17 protein-coding genes are annotated in these 18,417 nt (G+C 71.8%); 3 read left to right on the top strand and 14 right to left on the bottom strand.

Annotated features, from left to right (window positions below; translation table 11 throughout):
* Positions 1–12: 12 nt before the first annotated feature.
* A complete protein-coding gene (locus tag LX15_RS16430) occupies positions 13–678 on the top strand; it encodes a TetR/AcrR family transcriptional regulator (protein WP_253670471.1) in 666 nt (221 codons plus the stop codon).
* Here LX15_RS16430 and LX15_RS16425 read toward each other — a convergent pair.
* From LX15_RS16425 to LX15_RS16415, 3 genes are all read right to left on the bottom strand, one after another.
* Positions 632–1,336 (bottom strand): MgtC/SapB family protein, encoded by a 705-nt coding sequence (locus LX15_RS16425; protein ID WP_253670470.1) that lies wholly within the window; start codon positions 1,334–1,336, stop codon positions 632–634. The genes LX15_RS16430 and LX15_RS16425 overlap by 47 nt on opposite strands.
* A gap of 680 nt (positions 1,337–2,016) precedes the next feature.
* Entirely contained in the window at positions 2,017–3,129 is a 1,113-nt protein-coding gene (locus tag LX15_RS16420; RefSeq protein WP_253670469.1) for a DUF2332 domain-containing protein, read from the bottom strand.
* Positions 3,130–3,477: 348 nt separating this feature from the next.
* Positions 3,478–4,395: a carbohydrate-binding protein gene (locus tag LX15_RS16415; protein ID WP_253670468.1), complete on the bottom strand. Its 918-nt coding sequence runs from the start codon at positions 4,393–4,395 to the stop codon at positions 3,478–3,480.
* Positions 4,396–4,559: 164 nt separating this feature from the next.
* Between LX15_RS16415 and LX15_RS16410 the strand changes: the two genes are divergently transcribed.
* Positions 4,560–5,237: a metallophosphoesterase family protein gene (locus LX15_RS16410; protein ID WP_253670467.1), complete on the top strand. Its 678-nt coding sequence runs from the start codon at positions 4,560–4,562 to the stop codon at positions 5,235–5,237.
* A complete protein-coding gene (locus LX15_RS16405; RefSeq protein WP_253670466.1) occupies positions 5,227–6,087 on the top strand; it encodes a chromosome partitioning protein ParB in 861 nt (286 codons plus the stop codon). Before LX15_RS16410 ends, LX15_RS16405 begins: the two co-directional genes overlap by 11 nt.
* Positions 6,088–6,289: 202 nt before the next feature.
* Here LX15_RS16405 and LX15_RS16400 read toward each other — a convergent pair whose 3' ends face one another.
* The 11 genes from LX15_RS16400 to LX15_RS16350 all read right to left on the bottom strand — a co-directional run bounded on the left by LX15_RS16400 (position 6,290) and on the right by LX15_RS16350 (position 18,180).
* Positions 6,290–7,369: a hypothetical protein gene (locus LX15_RS16400; RefSeq protein WP_253670465.1), complete on the bottom strand. Its 1,080-nt coding sequence runs from the start codon at positions 7,367–7,369 to the stop codon at positions 6,290–6,292.
* 307 nt (positions 7,370–7,676) lie between these two features.
* Entirely contained in the window at positions 7,677–8,864 is a 1,188-nt protein-coding gene (locus tag LX15_RS16395; protein ID WP_253670464.1) for an ABC transporter ATP-binding protein, read from the bottom strand.
* A 14-nt stretch (positions 8,865–8,878) separates the two neighbouring features.
* The gene (locus LX15_RS16390) at positions 8,879–9,724 is read right to left on the bottom strand and encodes a carbohydrate ABC transporter permease (RefSeq protein ID WP_253670463.1); all 846 of its coding nucleotides are present in this window, start codon (positions 9,722–9,724) and stop codon (positions 8,879–8,881) included.
* On the bottom strand, positions 9,724–10,671 hold the full coding sequence (locus tag LX15_RS16385; RefSeq protein WP_372502738.1) for a carbohydrate ABC transporter permease: 948 nt from the start codon (positions 10,669–10,671) through the stop codon (positions 9,724–9,726). The genes LX15_RS16390 and LX15_RS16385 overlap by 1 nt, the downstream gene beginning before the upstream one ends.
* Entirely contained in the window at positions 10,668–11,936 is a 1,269-nt protein-coding gene (locus LX15_RS16380; protein ID WP_253670462.1) for an ABC transporter substrate-binding protein, read from the bottom strand. The genes LX15_RS16385 and LX15_RS16380 overlap by 4 nt, the downstream gene beginning before the upstream one ends.
* A 327-nt stretch (positions 11,937–12,263) precedes the next feature.
* Complete coding sequence (locus LX15_RS16375; RefSeq protein WP_253670545.1) at positions 12,264–12,806, bottom strand: general stress protein; 543 nt, start codon at positions 12,804–12,806, stop codon at positions 12,264–12,266.
* A 242-nt stretch (positions 12,807–13,048) separates the two neighbouring features.
* Positions 13,049–14,245 carry an acyl-CoA dehydrogenase family protein gene (locus LX15_RS16370; protein ID WP_253670461.1) on the bottom strand — a complete coding sequence of 399 codons (1,197 nt, stop codon included), beginning with the start codon at positions 14,243–14,245 and terminating at the stop codon, positions 13,049–13,051.
* Positions 14,246–14,419: 174 nt separating this feature from the next.
* Positions 14,420–15,310: a helix-turn-helix domain-containing protein gene (locus tag LX15_RS16365; RefSeq protein ID WP_253670460.1), complete on the bottom strand. Its 891-nt coding sequence runs from the start codon at positions 15,308–15,310 to the stop codon at positions 14,420–14,422.
* A gap of 395 nt (positions 15,311–15,705) precedes the next feature.
* Entirely contained in the window at positions 15,706–16,416 is a 711-nt protein-coding gene (locus LX15_RS16360) for a PP2C family protein-serine/threonine phosphatase (protein ID WP_253670459.1), read from the bottom strand.
* A gap of 391 nt (positions 16,417–16,807) precedes the next feature.
* Positions 16,808–17,521 (bottom strand): PP2C family protein-serine/threonine phosphatase, encoded by a 714-nt coding sequence (locus LX15_RS16355; RefSeq protein ID WP_253670544.1) that lies wholly within the window; start codon positions 17,519–17,521, stop codon positions 16,808–16,810.
* A 290-nt stretch (positions 17,522–17,811) separates the two neighbouring features.
* Positions 17,812–18,180, bottom strand: coding sequence for a hypothetical protein (locus LX15_RS16350; protein ID WP_253670458.1), 369 nt, complete (start codon positions 18,178–18,180; stop codon positions 17,812–17,814).
* Positions 18,181–18,417 lie beyond the last annotated feature (237 nt).

Raw genomic sequence — 18,417 nt, 5'->3', positions numbered from 1 at the left:
ACCCTACCCCGCATGACCGGCAGGCGGGGACGACCGCGCAGCGCGGCGGTGGACTGGGCCGTGGAACAGGCGACCCTGGACCTGCTCGCCCGCGTCGGCTACCACGGGCTGACCATCGAGGCGGTGGCGGCCAGGGCCGGGGTGGGCCGGCCGACCGTCTACCGGCGCTGGCCCACCAAGGACGACCTGGTGGTGGACGTCCTGAGCCGCGCGGTGCCCGTCCTGGCCGACCCCGACACCGGCGACGCCCTCCGCGACCTGGAGCTGCTCGCCTCGGAGGTGCTGGAACGGCTGGTCGCGGCGGGCGTCGGGCCGGTCGTGCTCGCGGTGCTCGGTGCCGCCGTCGACCGGCCCGAGCTGGCGAGCCGGCTGGAGGAGCGCTACCTGTCGCCCCGCCTCGGCGTGCTCGGCGAGGTGATCGCCCGAGGGGTGCGGACCGGACGGGTCCGCGACGACCTCGACGTCACGGTGATCAGGGACCTCGTGCTCGGGCCGCTGGTCTACCGGGTGCTGCTCAGCGGGCGGGTGTGGGACAGGGCGGAGCGGGCCGCGGCGACGGCCGCCGTCCGGCGCGCCATCGCCGCCCCCGGCGTCGCCGAGGACGCGCCGCCCTCCCCCGCCGGGAAACCGGTCACGGCTCCTCCTCGTCGTCGCCGACGCGCCAGCTCACCGAGCTGATGCCCGGCTCCAGCGACAACCGGCTCACCGCCTGTTCGAGCTGGCCCGAGTCCTGCCCCACGAGCCGGGCGGTGACCGCCACCCGACCCGTGCCGCCGATGTCCTCGCTGTCGAGGGCGCACAGGGCGAACCCGCCGGCGGCCACCGACTGCACCACCAGGGCGCGGATGTGCGCCTCCTCCGCGTCCCGGCAGACCGCGCGGAGCCGGAAGCTCCTCGGCCGGGCGTCCCGCTGGACCTCGCGGCGGTCCACCCGCTGCGCCACCGGCCGCAGCACCACGTTGGCGAGCACGATCGTGACGGCCCCCAGCGCGGCCACCGGGTAGTGCCCGCCGCCGGCCATCACGCCGACCCCCGCCGTGCCCCACACCGTCGCCGCGGTGTTGATGCCCCGCAGGTTCCCCCGGTCCCGGATGATCACACCGGCTCCGAGGAAGCCGACGCCGGACACCACGTAGGACGCGATCCTGGTCGGGCTGTTGTCCCCGGGGGTGAGCGCGCTGAACAACACGAACAACGCCGCGCCCGTGGAGACCAGGGCGTTGGTGCGCAGGCCGGCCATCCGCGACCGCCACTGCCGTTCCAACCCGATTCCCGCGCCGAGCGCCAACGCGAGCCCCAACCGGGCCGGCACCTCCCACCACGCGAGTGTCCCCATCTCACCCCTCCGTTCACGCGTCGGAAGACGGCTCCGCACGGGAGCCGCCCCATGGCCGGTCGCGTCGTGGACGACCGCTCGCCGTGGCGACCGAAATGTCCGTTCAGTCTGGGCCGCGCGGGTTGGTTCCTGGCCTACACGGCGGGAGCGCGTGGAACCAGACTCCACTTCCCTGACGGAATGCGCTCACCCAGCGGCGCCGGAGGCGCCGGGGGTGTTCCACGACGCCGAGAACACCCACTGTGGACAGTGCGGGCAACAGGGAAACCCGCGGTGCGGAACGCTGTCACCCGCGTTTTGACGTGCCTGACTCCGGATTCACCACGGAAAGGAAGGCCAAACGCGACCGCGTGCTCCCCTGACGGGAAGTCCGGTCGTCGCGAGCGGCCGTTGCCGGCGCTTTCACCGTGACAATGCCCGCGTCGCGGAGAACGACCGCGACGCGACACGAGGGCCGCGCGTCGGGTCGGCGTCGGCCAGGGTCCGAGTCCGAGTCCGGATCTGGGTCTGGGTCCGGGTCAGCGCGGAGAACTGGGGGGATCGGCGAGACTCATCGCGATCACCTCCCGAGTCCGCGTGCGGCACGATTCGGGACCAGGGTAGGCCCGGTGGCGTGGCCCGCGTGTGAAGAACCGGCGAGCGCCTCGGCCCGGCCGGTCAGCCCGGGTCCGCTCGCTCGGTCAGTCCCAGGTCCGCTCGTTCCAGGTGAACGGGATGCCGTGTCCCCCACCGCTCCCCAGGTGCAGCGACAGCCCGGCCGGCCACAACCGCAACAACAGGTCGAACCGGTACGGCCCGCCCTCGCTGGCCGGCACGCGGCGCGGCTCGTAGACCAGCAGCGCCAACGGCGCGTCCGGCGTGGCGTGGGCGGCGGCCTCGGCCAGCGCCGAGCGGCCCCGCGCCCGGTCGCCGGGCCGGACGTACTGCCAGACCACGGAGTGCCACACCACGGTGAGGACCCCGGGGCGGCGCTGCGCGAGCCGCCGGCCCAGCCAGTCGGGTCCGGTCATCGGCTCCACCGCGACCGGCTCGGCGACGGCCAGGCGGATGGCCTCCCGCAACCGGGCCCAGCGGTCGAGCTGGTCCGGCCACACGAAGCTCGACAGGTGCAACCGGCCGTCCTCGGTCGTCACGTCCACCGGGTGGGTGTCGCAGCCGGCCCGCTCGACCACGCGCGCCGGTCGGGACAGGTCGGCGGGCGGCAGCCCGGTCCAGCACGGGTCCAACCGCAGCGGGCTGTCCGGGTCGCCGAGCACGTCCCCGTTCGCCAGGGGCACGGCGACCCGGTCGGGGCGCAGGTTCAGCCCGCCGCTCGCGCCGATCTCCAGCAGGCGGACCGGGAACGGCTCGTCCCTGCCGACCTCGCGCGCGGCCCGTTCGGCGGCGACGAGCAGGCCGCCGAGCATCGGAGCCATGCGACCCGGCTCGTTGGTCTGCACCACGGTCGCCCGCACCCGCCGGCGCAGTTCGTCGACGTGCTCGCGCAGGACCGGCTCGACGTCGCCCCACAGCTCGTCGAGGCGGGGCCGGCCGCCGACGTTCGGGTAGTGCCGCGCCAGTTCCGGCGCCCGCCCCTCCAGCACCAGGCGGTGCACGGCGCCGGCGAAACGCAGGCCGGGGACGGTGCCACCGCGGTCCCGCTCCGCGCCCGCCATCACCTCCGCGGTGACCCCGCCGGCGTCCAGGTCGTCGGCGGCGGCGGACAACAACGCGTGGGTGAGCGGGCTCCCGGGAAGGCAGGTTCTGGCCTGGCTGCGGAACAGCGCCGGAAGCTCGCTGAGCGCGGTGAGCACGTCCCGACGCTAACTCCGAACGGACGAGTCCGGACACCCCCTGAGCGACGGAACTACGCGCTGACACCGGTGACCCTCGCCACCGACCACGGACGGCGTCTTCTCTTTCTTCCAGGAACACCACAGGTCACACGAGCGTGCCCACTTCCCGTGGGCCACTCTCCTTCGTGGCTCCCGGAAGAGGCGCGGGGGCCGGAACCGGCGCCGTCGGGCTCGTGCCCTCGCACCCGACGGCGCCGACCGCCGGCCCGCGGTCCGTGTCGGTGTCCGTGCCGGTGTCCGTGCCGGTGTCCGTGTCGGTGTCGGTGTTCGCCTCCCCTTGCTAGTGCTGGACGACCCAGTCCCTTGCTAGTGCTGGACGACCCAGTGGTCGTTGGCGTGACGCACGTGGAAGCGCAGCGACGGGCACTGGTAGTCGGCCGGGTCGGGCTTCTCCGGCACGAACGGGGACTCCACCGGGCTGGCCGCGACCCAGCTCCCGCCCTTCCTGAGCTTGATGTCGTTGCTCTCGAAGGGTTTGCCGACCGAGGCGGCGCAGTAGTAGCCGCGCCCGGTCGACGGGTCGACGGCCGAATAGATCTCGAAGACGTCCCACCCGTACGTCGTGTCGCTCCGGTCGCGCCCGGAGCTGGTGAACAGGACGTCCCATTTCCGCGTCGCGTGGTTGTAGAGGTACGCGGTCCACGTGTTGTTCGCCGCGTTCGTCCGGATGTTCTGGACCGTGTAGGCCCGGTGCCCGTTCACCGTCGTCGTGTAGGTGTCGAGGAACCTGTCGTCGACCGGCACCTGTTTGGCCAGGTTCCCGGTCCGGCACCAGTCCCACGCCCAGATCTGGGGGCCGTAGTACTTCGAGTACGACGTCACGACCTCCACGCAGGAGTCGTTGCCTGGCTTGGACGTGGGCGCGTAGACGAAGTCCTCGTTGTTGGGGATGCGCAGGTCCGGGTGGACGGAGTGGGTGGCCATCATGCCGTCGCCGGCTCCGGTGTCGGGCGGCATGACGCCCCAGAAGTGGTGGATCTGGGCCGCTCCGGCCGCCTCGCCGCGCGGCCCGCCGGAGCGGCGTGACTCCCGGAACCGCGCCGCCGCCGTCCCCGCCGCGCGTTCCGCCGGCGCTCCCTCCACCCCCGGCACCTCGCCGCCCACCGGGGCGTGCGGGTCAGGAGGACCGGCGGCGGGCTCCCCCACCGCCGTCAGGCCGGCCGCCAGGCCGGACAACACCACCGCCGCGGCCAGGACGGCCACGCGTCGCGTTGTGCGCCGCATCGACAACTCCCTCGTCGTTCGTGCTGCTTGGCGCGGCGGCGGGGCGCGCGGGCGGGAACCGGCGGCCCTCCAAGAACATGACCACCGGTGCGGCCCCGGGTCAATGCGGCAAACGTGGTCAGCGCGACGGCCGGGCGGCCCCGCCCGCCCGTACCCTCGGCGGTGTGCCCAGGGTGCTGGCGGTGGCCGACGAGGTCGTCGAGGGTCTCTGGACCGAGCGGGTCCGGCGGCTCGGCGTCGACCTGGTGCTGGCCGCCGGCGACCTGCCGTTCGAGTACCTGGAGTACCTGGCCACCACCGTGGACCGGCCGTGCGTGTTCGTGCCGGGCAACCACGACCCCGACCTGTCCGGTTACCGCGAGGCGCGCGGGTTGTGGACCAGGGCCGGGATGCCGGCGCGCTGGCCGGGGCCGGCGGGCGCGGTCAACGCCGACGGCCGCGTGGTCGACGTCGCCGGGCTGCGGATCGCCGGGCTCGGCGGGTCCCTCCGCTACGGCGGCGGCCCCAACCAGTGGACCGAGCGGCAGCAGGCCCGACGGGTGCGCCGGCTGGTCGGCCTGGCCGCGTGGCGGCGGATGCGGGACGGCAGGGACGTCGACGTGTTGCTCACCCACTCCCCGCCCCGGGGCTGCGGCGACGGCGAGGACGCGCCGCACCGCGGCTTCGAGTGCCTGCACGAGGCGGTGCGCCGGCTGCGCCCCCGGGTGCTCGTGCACGGCCACGTCCACCCGCACGGGCACCCCGCGCCCGACCGCGCGGCGCGGGGCACGCTGGTGCTCAACGTCGTCGGCCACCGAGTCCTGGAGATCGCCCCGGCGGAGGAGGTGAGGGATGCGCCGTGACACGGGGTTCCCCGTGGCGGACGCGGAGAGCGACTTCCTGCGGGCCCGACGGCGCCAGGTGTTGTCCCGGCTCGCGGCCTGGCTGCGCAGGGAGCCGGACGACGTCAACATCATGCTGCCGTTCGACGAGGTGGTCGGCGCGCTGGGCCGCGCGGGCGAGCGGCGGCTCGGGCTCCAGGTGATCCGGCTGGACACGATCGTCGGCAGCGTGGACCGCACGCGCGACTTCGACCGGCGGTTCCGGCCCACCTCCGCGCGGGTGCGGGAGCGGTGGCAGCGGCTGGCCCTGGCCACGCGGCGGGGCGAGTCCGTCCCGCCGATCGACGTGTACCGCGTCGGCGAGCTGCACTTCGTGCAGGACGGCCACCACCGGGTCTCGGTGGCGCACGCGTTGGGGCTGCGCACGATCGACGCCTACGTGACCGAGGTGTTGACCCGGATCGACCCGCACGGCATCCGCTTCAGGGGCGATCTGATCGTCAAGGACTACCGGCGGATCTTCCTGGAGCGGGTGCCCCTGCCCGGCGAGGCCCGCGCGGCGGTCGTGGTCACCGACCCGTGGGACTACGCCGAACTGGGCGAGGCCGTGGAGGCGTGGGGGTTCCGGCTGATGCAGGACGAGGGCGTCCTGCTGGACCGCGCGACGGTGGCCCGCCGCTGGTACGCCGAGGAGTACCTGCCGGTGGTGCGGATGCTGGAGCAGGCCGACCTCGTCGGGCAGCGCACCGAGGCCGAGGCGTACCTGTGGGTCATCGGTGAGCGTTACCGGCTCATCCGCACGCACCGCTGGGACGAGGAGGTCATCGACGCGCTCCGCGTGCACACCCGGCGACGCCCCAGCGGCCCGTGAGGGCTGACCACGGACAGACGAACGCCCTCCGGCGCGGTGGCACTGGCCCGCGCCGTCCCTGGCCCGCGCTGTGACTGATCGGCTGTGTCTGGTCGGCTGTATCTGGTCGGCGCTGTCAGGACATCCGGTGACACTGGCGTCGGTCCCCACGACGTTCGGTCCCCACGGTGTCCGGTCCCACTGGCGTTCGGTGTCCCTGGCTTCAGTGCCGGGTGGACGCCGTCGGCTCGGGTGGCAGCGGCTTGGCACTGTCCATGATCCGCTGCGCGTGCGCGTCCAGCAGCCGGGTGCTCACCTGCTGGCCGTAGCCCAGCACCACCGCCCACAGCAGCAGCGCCGGCCGCGAGTGCGGGCTCACCGCGTCGCCGACCACCTCGGCGCCCAGCGCCAGCAGGCCGAGCAACGCCAGGGTCGCCCCGAGCAGGATCTTGATCAGCGCCTGGTACCCGGACAGCCGGTAGGTGGTCAGGGTCGGCCGCTGTCTGGCCAGCATCACCACGACGGCGACCGCGGCACCGAGCACGCCGAGCAACTGGACCAGCCACACGTCCACGGCGCCGGGCGCGCCGACGCGACCGGGGCAGATCAACTCGCCCGAGGGCACGCACAGCGGCAGCAGGCCGGGCCAGAGCGTGCCGAGCACCCCCACGAGGACGTTCAGCACGCCCAGCGCGAGCCCGGCCAGCATGAGCTTGTTGCGCAGCGCGCGGACCGCGTTGTGCGCGTCGTCGGAGGCGTCGAAGGTGGCCCGCAGCGCCGCCTCCACCACCGGGCGGACGGCGACCACCGGGGCCTCGGCCAGGTTCAGCTCGTCGAGGGCGCGCCGGCGCATGTCGTCGGCGGGCAGGTGCTTGGCGACCCGCTGCCGCAGGTCGACCAGCCGGCCGGCCAGGTCGGGGCTGGCGGCCAGCAGGCGCGCCTCGGCGTCGTGCAGGGCCCGCCAGCACCGCTCGATGTGCCATCCCGACCACCACGCGCCGAGGCGACGCCGGCCCCGGGTGCTGGCCGCCTGGTCGAGGGTGCGGCGCACGACGTCCAGCGCGCCGGAGACCGCGAGGTCGCTGCCGCCCTGCTTGGTGTGCTCGGCCGCGAGGACCCGCAGCCGGTCCTCCACGGCGAGCCGCCAGTCGGTGGTGCTGCGGCTGCGCCCCCGCGCGCGGGGCTGCTTCTCACCGCCGGACACGCCGTTGCCCAACGGCGTCTTGACGACGATCTCGGGCTCCGCGCGCGACTCGGAGACCGGATCGGGTGTGACGGGAACCGGGACCGTACCGCTGGGCACGACGACTACCCCCTGACGGCCGCCTCTGTCGGGTCCCGCCGATGATCGCACCCCGGGCAACCCCGCCGGTCCGGTTCCGCGCGCTCCCCGCCCACCCGGCCGCGCCGCCGTTCCGCCAGCGCACGCCGCGTCTGGCCGCCCCGCGCGGCAACCGCGACGCCGCCGGCCGGGCCCGACCAAGATCACCCAGTCGGGTTGTGCTCGGCGTGGTCCTCCACCGGGAGCGCGGAGCGGGAGGGAGCGGGAGACGGGTCGGCCCCACGCGCGACGTCGGACGCGCGTGGGGCCGTCTGCTCCCGGGGGCCGGTCAGTCGCCGGCGTAGGTGAGGTTGCGCCCGCTGTTCGGGTCGAACAACTGCACCTTGTCCGGGTCGAAGAACACCTCGACCCGCTCGCCCTCCCTGGCCGCCGAGGCGGCCGACAGGCGGGTCACCACGGTGCCGACCCCGGAGGAGGACAGGTCGGCGACGCCCGCGTCGGCCGCCAGCTCCTCCAGCTCGGCCGAGCGCGCCCGCTCCCCCTCCACCGAGAAGTAGGCGTACTTGTCCGAGCCCATCGACTCCAGCACGTCCACCTGGCCCCGGTAGACCACGCCGCGCGCCAGCGACTGCTCGTCGACCAGCGCCGCGTCCTCGAAGTGCTCCGGCCGCACACCCATGATCACCTCGCGCGGCGCGCCGGCGTCGGTCAGCAGCCGGCGGACCCGGTCGGTCACGGTGATGTCGCCGAGCGGGCTGCGCAGCACGCCCTCCTCCAGCGTGGCGGGCAGGAAGTTCATCGCCGGGGAGCCGATGAACCCGGCGACGAACAGGTTGGCGGGGTGGTCGTAGAGGAACTGCGGTGAGCCGACCTGCTGCACCACGCCGGCCCGCATCACCACGACCCGGTCGCCCAGGGTCATCGCCTCGGTCTGGTCGTGCGTCACGTACACGGTCGTGGTGCCCAGCTTCCGCTGGAGCCGGGACACCTCGGTGCGCATCTGCACCCGCAGCTTGGCGTCCAAATTGGACAGTGGCTCGTCCATCAGGAACGCCTTGGGGTTGCGCACGATCGCCCGGCCCATCGCCACCCGCTGCCGCTGCCCGCCGGACAGGTTGGCCGGGCGGCGGTCCAGGTGCTGGGTCAGGTCGAGCACGCGCGCCGCCTCCTCGACCTTGCGGCGCACCGTCTCCTTGTCCACCTTGGCCAGCCGCAGCGGGAAGGCCATGTTCTCCCGCACGGTCAGGTGCGGGTAGAGCGCGTAGGACTGGAACACCATGGCGATGTCCCTGTCCTTGGGCGCCCGCTCGTTCACCCGCTGGCCGCCGATGCGCAGCTCACCCGAGGTGATGTCCTCCAGTCCGGCGATCATGTTCAGCGTCGTGGACTTCCCGCAGCCCGACGGCCCGACCAGGATGACGAACTCGCCGTCGGCGATCTCCAGGTCCACGTCGCGGACGGCCACGGCGCCGTCGGGGTACCGCTTGGTCACCTTGTCCAGGACGATGTCGGCCATGCCCCGTCCTCACCTCATCCCTTGACCGCGCCGGACGTCAGGCCCGCGACGATGCGACGCTGGAAGAACAACACGAACAGAATGATCGGCACGGTGATCACCACGGCCGCCGCGCAGATCGTCCCGGTGGGGTCCTCGAACTGCGAGCTGCCGGTGAAGAACGACAACGCCGCCGGCACGGTCCGCGACCGCTCGGTGGAGGTCAGCGAGATCGCGAACAGGAAGTCGTTCCAGCAGAAGATGAACACCAGGATCGCGGTGGTGAACACGCCGGGCGCGGCCAGCGGGGCGATCACCTTCAGGAACGCCTGCGCCGGGGTGGCGCCGTCCATCTTCGCCGCCTTCTCCAGCTCCCACGGGATCTCCCGGAAGAACGCCGAGAGCGTGTAGATCGCCAGCGGCAGCGCGAAGGTGATGTACGGCAGGATCAGGCCGGGCCAGGTGTCGAACAGCCCCAGCCCGCGCTCCATCTCGAACAGCGGCGACACCAGCGAGACCTGCGGGAACATCGCGATGAGCAGCGAGACGCCGACCAGCGCGCGCTTGCCGGGGAAGTCGAGCCGCGCGATCGCGTAGGCGGCCATCGTGCCCAGCACCACGGCGATCGCCGTGGCGATCAGCGCGATCCCGATGGAGTTCACCAGCGCCCTGACGAACTCCGAGGTCCCGAAGATCGCCCGGTAGTTCTCCAGCGTCCACTCGCGCGGCACGAAGTTGCCGTCGTTGATCGTCTCCTTGGTCTTGAAGGACAGGGAGGCGATCCACAGCACCGGCACCAGCGCGTAGACCACGACGACGGCGTTGACGAACCACCACTTCGCCTTGCGGGCGGTCGTGTCCGCCCCACCCGTGAGGGCCATCAGCGCCTCCCGTCCCTGTCGCTGCCCGGCGCGGCCGTGCCGAACCCCTTGACGAACACGAACGCGATCACGGCCACGGCGATGAAGATCAGCACCGACATGGTCGCGCCGACGCCGAGGTTCAGCCCCTTGATCAGGTTGTTGTAGGTCAGCATCGACACCGACGAGGTGCCCTGCGCGCCGGCCGTGAGCACGAAGATGTTGTCGAAGACGCGGAACGCGTCGAGCGTGCGGAACAGCAACGCGACCAGGATCGCCGGCTTCATCACCGGCACGATCACCTTGGTGAACCGCTGCCACGCGCTCGCGCCGTCCATCGCGGCGGCCCGCAGCAGCTCGCCCGGCACGAGCGCGAGCCCGGCCATCAGCAGCAACGCCATGAACGGCGTGGTCTTCCAGACCTCGGCCAGCACGATGATCGCCAGCGCCGAGGCGCGTTCGGTCAGCGGCGCGCCCTCCGGGGAGAACAGGCGGGCCAGGTAGCCGAGGTCCTGGCTCCACGCGAACCGCCAACTGAACGCGGCGACGACCGTGACGATGCCGTACGGCACGAGCGTGACCGTCCTGACCAGGCCCCTGCCGACGATCGCCCAGTGCATCACCAGCGCCAGCGCCATGCCGAGCACCAGCTCGATGGCCACCGACACCACCGTGATCAGCAGGGTGACGCCGAACGCCTGCCACCAGTAGGAGCTGGTCAGCACGGTGACGTAGTTGGCGAGGCCGACGAACTCGCGCTCATGCGGGAACCGGAGGTCGTAGCGCTGCAACGACAGCCAGACCGAGTAGATGATCGGCCAGCCCGTGACGGCGAGCATCACGATCGCGGCGGGGGCGCACAGCAACCAGCCCAGCCGACGCTCGGCCCGCTTCCCCTCGCTGAGGCGGTGCCGGCCGGAGCGCCGCGTGGACTCGTCCGGCGCGGTGGGCGTCGCGGTGGCGCTCACGGCAGCACCCCCTTGGACTCGATGGCCGCCTGGAGTTCCTCACGCAGCCGGTCGGCGGTGGCCTTCGGGTCGATCGCCGAGGGCGGGGAGAGCACGGTGGACATCACCGTGGACACGTTCTGGTAGGCCGGCGTCATCGGGCGCAGCGCGGGGTCGCGGAGCTGCTCCCGGATCACGTCGCGCATCGGGTAGGCCTCCGCCATCTCCGGCTCGTCGTAGACCGAGGCCAGGGTCGGCGGCAGGCCGTCCTTGACCGCCTGGAACTTCTGGTTCTCCGCGTCGCGCAGGCACAGCACCGCGTCGAACGCCTCCTCCGGGTGCCGCGAGTACGCGCTGACGCCGTAGTTCGCGCCGCCGATCGTGGCCCTGCCCGGCTTCCCCGGCTCGACTCCCGGCAGTGGTGCCCACTTCATGTTCTGGAACACCTGCGGGTTGCCGGCCTTCGTGGCGGGGTGCACGAACGGCCAGTTGATCTGGAACGCCGCGTTCCCGCTCTGGAAGGCCAGCCGGACGTCGTCCTCGCGCTGGTTGGTCAGCGACGGGCTGGTGACCCCGGACCGCGCGAAGTCCCTGAGCACCTCCAGCGCCTTGACGGTCGCGTCGTCCATCACCGCGCGGCTGCCGTCCTCGGAGAGAATGTGCCCGTCGAGGGCGCCCACGATGTTGTTGTAGTTGACGAAGAGCCCCTCGTACTGCGCGCCGGTCAGCAGGACCGTGCCCGGCTTGCCCTGCTGTTGCAGCCGCTGCGCGGTGCTGATCATGTCCTGCCAGGTGGCCGGCGGCTGGTCGACGAGGTCGGAGCGGTACCAGAGGAGCTGCACGTTGCTGTTCTTGGCGGCGGCGTAGGACCTGCCCTTCCACCGCGTGGAGGCCAGCGGGCCGGGCAGCACGTCCCGCTCCGCCTCCTCCTTGTGCCGGCCGGTCCACTCCCTGATCCAGCCCGCCTCCGCGAACTCGGGGGTCCACGTGATGTCGAGCCCGAGCACGTCCATGTCGGAGTCGTGGGCGGCCAGCCGGCGCACCAACTGCTCCCGCTGGCCGTCCGCGCCCCGGGGCAGGGTGTTGAGGACGATCCGGTACCGCCCGGCCGCGCGCTGGTTGCAGGTCTCGACGACCTTGCCCAGGTTCTGCTCCGGCGCGTTGTACAGGTTGATGACGATCCCGTCATCGGTCGCGGCCCCGCAGGCCGCCAGGGCTGGCGCGACGAGCGCGGCGACCCCCAGCATCGCGGCCGCCCTCCGCCCCCCACGCGTGGGGCCCCCCATGGCCTCCTCCTTCCACCAGCGGTCGCGGAGGCCGTCGGGCAGCACGGTGCCGGCCCGGACGACGCCTCGTCGCGACCGGCACGTCGTCGTGCGCCGTGGTCAGTGGCGGGCGCCCACGTGTGACCGCGCACACCTCACCCGCCGGTGGCCCGAACCTAGGCCGCTTGATCAGCTCCCGCAACCGGTTCGGACAACGATCACGTGACGCCTGGTCGCCGCGCGGTCACGCGGTGCGGCGACCGGGTGCGGGGGCCGGGCTCCGGGGGTCGGGTCCCGGGGGCCGGGTCCCGGAGGCCTGGTCCCGGAGGCCGGGTCCCGGAGGCCGGATCAGCCCGTCGTGCCGCCCTCGCTCGGCGGGCGCATGGCCAGCCTGGCGAGCATGTCCCTGCCGCGCTCGGCGTTCCTTGGCTGGCAGAGCACGTCATAGCGGCCGGCGACGAGCTGGCTGGCCGAGCTGAAGTCCCGCACTCCCCTCGCGGATGCGTACCCGGCGGCGGCGAAGACGATGCCGAACACGACGCCGGTCACCAGGCCGACCAGGATCGGCCCGAAGGCGGGGCCGGGGCCGGAGGTGAACAGGCTGAGCAGGACGCCGACGAACAGGCCGAACCACGCGCCGGAGGCGGCGCCGGTGCCGAGGACGCGGCCCCAGGTCAGCCGGCCGGTGACCCGCTCGACGAGCATGAGGTCGACGCCGACGATGGTCACGTCCTCGACGGGGAAGTCGTTGTCGGCGAGGTGGTCGACCGCCCGCTGCGCCTCCTCGTAACGGGAGTAGGAGCCGATCGGCCACCCCGAGGGCGGCGTCGGCAGGCGCGGCGGACCACCCGACGGGCGGTCCGGGCCGGAGAACGGGCTCGACACTTCCATCACCTCCGCGACAACCGCCCCCATCCTGCCAACGATCTCCCCCGGCGGCAGGTTCAATACGCGCCGGCATTGACCCGGCGTGTCGGATTCGCCGCGTCCGCGGTGGAGGGTTTCCCCTCCGGGGTGTCCTCCATGCGTGGCGGCGGCGCGTCGCGCGAGCGGCCGACCCCGGGGCCGCGACCGGGCCCGGGAACGGGACGGCGCGGGCGCGGTGGTCCCACGCCCGCGCCGGTCCAGGCGGGTCAGCCGCGCTGCCGGTACTCGCGCAGCAGGCCCCGACTGATGATCATCTTCTGGATCTCGCTGGTGCCCTCGCCGATGAGCAGGAAGGGCGCCTCGCGCATGAGGCGCTCGATCTCGTACTCCTTGGAGTAGCCGTAGCCGCCGTGGATGCGGAACGCGTCCTGCGTGACCTCGGCGCAGTACTCGGACGCGAGGAGCTTGGCCATGCCGGCCTCGACGTCGTTGCGCTGACCCGAGTCCTTCAGGCGCGCCGCGTTCACCATCATCAGGTGGGCGGCCTCGACCTTGGTGGCCATCTCGGCCAACTTGAACGCCACCGCCTGGTGCTCGGCGATCGGCTTGCCGAAGGTCTTCCGCTGCTGCGCGTAGGCCACGGCCAACTCGAAGGCGCGGATGGCGATGCCGCAGGCGCGGGCGGCGACGTTGACCCGGCCGACCTCGACGCCGTCCATCATGTGCCGGAAGCCCCGGCCGGGGACGCCGCCGAGGATCTGGTCCGCCGCGACCCGGTGGCCGTCGAGCACCAGCTCGGTGGTGTCGACGCCCTTGTAACCCATCTTGGCGATCTTGCCGGGGACGACGAGGCCCGGCGCGACCTCGCCGTAGCCCTCCGGCTTCTCCACCAGGAAGGTCGTGAGGTTCTCGTGCGGCTTCTCCGCGCCCTCGTCGGTGCGCACGAGCAGGGCGACCAGGTTCGAGGTGCCGCCGTTGGTGAGCCACATCTTCTGGCCGTCGATGACGTAGCCGTCGCCGTCGCGGCGCGCCCGGGTCTTGATGGCGGCGACGTCGGAGCCCAGGTCGGGCTCGGACATCGAGAACGCGCCGCGCACCTCGCCGGTGGCCATGCGCGGGAGGAAGTGGCGGCGCTGCTCCTCGGTGCCGTGCCTGGAGATCATGTACGCGGTGATGAAGTGCGTGTTGATCACGCCGGAGACGCTCATCCAGCCGCGCGCGATCTCCTCGACCACGAGGGCGTAGGTCAGCAGCGACTCGCCGAGGCCGCCGTACTCCTCGGGGATGGTGAGGCCGAACAGCCCCATCTCCTTCATGCCCTCGACGATGTCGGTGGGGTAGGCGTCGTCGTGCTCCAGCGCCTGGGCGTGCGGGATGACCTCCTTCTCGACGAAGTCGCGGACCGTCGAGAGGATCTCCTGCTGGACGTCGGTGAGACCGGCGGTCTGGGCGAGCCGGGCCATTGCGCGCTCCCCTTTCGTCATGTCGCAAGCCGGGGAGGGCGAGCGCCCCGGCGCTGGGTTACCGGCGAGTATCGAGGCTGCTCCGGTCAGACGGAAGGGTCTGGCGCAGGTGCGGCGCAGGTCACGCCCGACCGGGCACACCCGGCCGAGGGACCCCCCTTTGTCCGTATCGATTCACGGGGTGGTGATCGATGCACGTGGGGTCGTCTTCACGTGGTCCACGCCGTCGGCGAGTTCAGCGACGAAACGAACGGAATCGTCGTGGGAAAGCGCGTGACGGAGCAGGGACCGCGCCAGACCGCGATAGGTCCGCACCTCGTGCGACTCTTCCAGATAGAGGAAGCTCGTGGCGGACTCCAACGCCACCAGCGCCGGCGCGGCAGCGAAGTCCATGAGCGCGAAAGCGCCTCCACAGGCGGCCTGAGCCGCGCTGTTGGGCACGACCCTGAGCGTGACGCACGGGCGGTGCGCCATGAGCGTCAGGTGGAGGAACTGGTCAGCCACGACCTCGCGCGCGGCGGCGGCGCACCGCAACGCGGTTTCTCCGACAAGCGCGGTGTAGCGAGGTGGAAAATCGCGGTTCAGGCTGCCGCGACGCGCCACTCCGAGCCTGATCCCGCGTTCGACCTCGCTCGGCGCGAGGCCACTCGACTCCAGGGTCGCCCGCAGGTACTCCGGTGTCTGGAGGAGAACCGGAATGGCCAGCGGCTGGTATTCGGTGATCGCGGTCGCCCAGCTCTCGAACCGGGTGTGGACGGCCACCCGCTCCTCGTGGGCGGACGCGCGGAGCCACCACCCCCGTTCGGCCCCCTCCCGGCACAGCCGCAGCAGGTTCTCCCTTGCCGGGCCGGTCACCCGGTACAGCGCGAGCAACGCGGCGGCGTCCTCCACCTTGATCCGGCGTTTGCCGCCCTCCAGCCGGCTGAGCTTGGCCAGTGACATCCCCACCAGGCTCGCGACCTCCACCTGCGAGCCGTACCCCGCCGCCTCGCGCAACCGGCGCAGTTCCGCGCCCAGCCAGCGCGCCCGCACGGTCGCGGCGTGGTCCCTTGCGGCACCCGTCACCGCTCCTCCCGGTCCTTCAGGACCTCGATCCTCAGGGGCTGAGGTTCGAGCATCGGCAGCGCCAACACCCTGCGCCCGCCCATGGGCCACCTCCTGACATGTCTACTGTGCGTCCACTGTGGAGAGTTCGCGGAATGTCCACTGTGGAATCCCTCTCTGTGGACGGAGGAGGGACGGACGGCCCCTCGGGGCACCGACGCCCTGCGATGGCGGCGACATGGACGGCGTGCCGCCACGCGGGCAGGTCGTGACTGGCGTAAGAGGCCCCGGCACCGGAAGGCACCGGGGCCTCCTGCTCCCTACCCATCACTTCTTGCCTGGGGGCGGGGGCACCTTCGGGATCTGCTCCGTGGGGTTGTTGTCGCCCTTGAAGTCGTCGCTGTTGCCGGACATGGTCACCTCCTTCCCGCGGTCGGATGCTGAACCACGACAGCAGTGGTGTCATCGTTGCTTTTCTCGCGCCCCGCCTTCACCAGGAGCTCGGCCGCAAGCCGCGCATTGTCCACGTTCTCCTTGAGAAACGCCTCGATGGCGGATTCTTCGAGCCGAAGACCATCAGACGCCAGGACGATCCATTTCGCCTCAGTCGACACTGCCGACACTCCCACGAACGGCGCTGCGGCGAGGCTGTTGTAGGGCTGGTGGTCGTGTCGGCGTGCCGTCTCCTCCGGCTCCCCCTGATCACGCAGGAGTTGCCCGTGCGTGTGGGGGGTGGTCAGCCGCCACACGCCGTCCTCATCGTCGTTCCATCCGTAGGCCGCTGCGTCGCCAGCCCATGCGACGTACCAGATATCCGGCCATGCTGCGGCGACAACGACGCTGCCGGTGGGAGTGGAGGGGTCGAGGGTGGGCGGCTCGCCCGTCAGCCGGGATGCGTCCATGATGGCGCGGGCAGGAGCGGTCATCGCGGCAGTGGTCGCGCTGAAGTCGGCGGCCATGCGCGCAAGTCGCGCCACCTCTGGCGTGGAACCGGTTCCGTCGACGACGGCGACGGCGAGTCGACCGTTGTGGACGTGGTGCGCGTAGGCGTCCGCGTTGAGCGGGCGCTTCGGCCCCTTCTCGCTGGCAGCGCCAATGACGGGGGCAGGATTGTCAGCCATGGTCACGCTTTCTACCGGACTTGGTGAGTGAGATGAGAATGTCGCGCCGCACGGGGACGAACAATCCGTCATCCGGGTAGTGAAGAATGGCCAAAAATGGGAAACGCACTGTTACCCGCCAGGCCCGGACCCGGCGGGTAACAGCGCGGTATGAAGGAACAGCCGCCACCCTCTCGTGGCAGACGATCCCCGGCGGGTCCTCGTCGGTCATGCGCAAGCCGGTGTCGTGGGTGAGTGACCGGACCCCGATCACGTCGTGACTGGTGTAAGAGGCCCCGGCACCGGAAGGCAACGAAGCCTCTTGCTCGCTACCCATCACTTCTTGATCGGCTTGAGCGGCTGCGTCTTCTCGTTGTCGCCCTCGTAGTCGCCGTCGTTTCCGTGGCGGATCATCTGGTCACCTCCCCTCGGTGTGGGGATTCGGGTGTGGCACCACCAGTACGGTGATGTCGTCGTTGCTGTGCTCCCGCCCGGCCTTCACGAGCTGTTGCGCGCAGGTTTCCAGGTCACCGGAGTGCTCCCGCACGATCGCGGTCAACTCGTCGTCGGTGACCCGGTGAAGTCCATCGGACGCGAGAATGAGGAGGGGGCGATTGGTCACGAAGCTTTCCACGCCGTGATACGTGGCACGAGTCAGGCTGTTGGTGATGACGTTGTCGTACTTCCGGGCCTCCTCGTCGGAAAACCCCTCCTCGCGAAGCATCTGCCCCTGCGTATGTGGCGTCGTCAGCCGCGTGACTTCCCGGGCCTCCGGGTTGTAGCCGTAGGCGGCCGCGTCTCCCGCCCACGCGACGAGGGACTCGCCGTTGGGGAGCATGGTGGCGACGACGATGGTTCCGCTCGGGTCCGGGTACTCCACCGTCGGGTCCTCACACAGCTCGGCGGCGGCCATCACGCCCCGCACTGGGGTGCGGCGCGCGGCGACCCGAACGGCCACCTGGGCCGCGAGTTGGGCGAACTCCGCGACCTCCGGTGTGGAACCGGTTCCGTCGACGACGGCGACGGCGAGTCGACCGTTGTGAACGTGGTGCGCGTAGGCGTCCGCGTTGAGCGGGCGCTTCGGCCCCTTCTCGCTGGCGGCACCGAGGACGGGGGCAGGATTGTCGGTCATGGTCACGCTTTCTACCGGACTCGGTAAGTGAGATGAGAATGTCGCGCCGCACCGGAACGAACAATCCGTCATCCGGGTGGTGAAGAATGGCCAAAAATGGGAAACGCACTGTTACCCGCCAGGCCCGGACCCGGCGGGTAACAGCGCGGTATGAAGGAAGTCGTCGTCCTCTCGTGGGGCGAGAATGCGACGACCATGGCCACCACATGGTGTGCTGTGCGGCTCGCGGTCTCGCGGTGGTGGCCAGACGCAGTGTCGTGAGGCGCCTCCTCTCTCTCCGCGCACGCGGATCACAGGCCGATTGGAGAAATCGGTGACCACAGGGTGGGGCCGGTCGCCACGACCAGCCGGGGAGCCAACCGATCCCCGGGCGGGGGCAGGGTGAGCAGGGTGGCCACGACTTCACCCAGGTGGCCGTCGTGTTCCCAGACGATCCCCGGTGGGTCCTCATCCGTCATCCGCAGGCCGGTGACGTCAGTGGGTGAGCGGACCCCGATCACGTCGCGCCACCCGCCCGGCCACTCCCGGAACCCGTCGACCTCCACTGGCCGACCATCCCGGGTCAGGGGCGGGAGGAACCGCCACCCGCCGTTGCGCAGGGTGATGAGGTGGGCGAGTTCGGGGAAGGCGTCGACGGCGGCCTGGTCGGTGGCGTTCACCGCGTCACCTCGCGAGCCGGAACAGCGGTGCTGCGCATTCAGATCCTCCGATGTGCGCTGGAGTTTCGGGTCTGGTGGCAGCGGGACCGGGCCAAGGGATGGGAGGGGACCCGATCCCGCCGCCGAAGCCCCGCTCCACCAACGGGGCCTCATCCCCGCGCCTCGCCCGCTACTGGGCAGCCCGCGGCGCACGAGGAACGCCAAGGGGCTGAACGAACAAGACGTGGCGGCCTGTCG

Origin of the sequence: Streptoalloteichus tenebrarius (genome assembly GCF_024171885.1) — a bacterium.
In the GTDB taxonomy this organism is placed as follows: domain Bacteria; phylum Actinomycetota; class Actinomycetes; order Mycobacteriales; family Pseudonocardiaceae; genus Streptoalloteichus; species Streptoalloteichus tenebrarius.
This window is presented reverse-complemented; position numbering and strand designations above follow the sequence as displayed.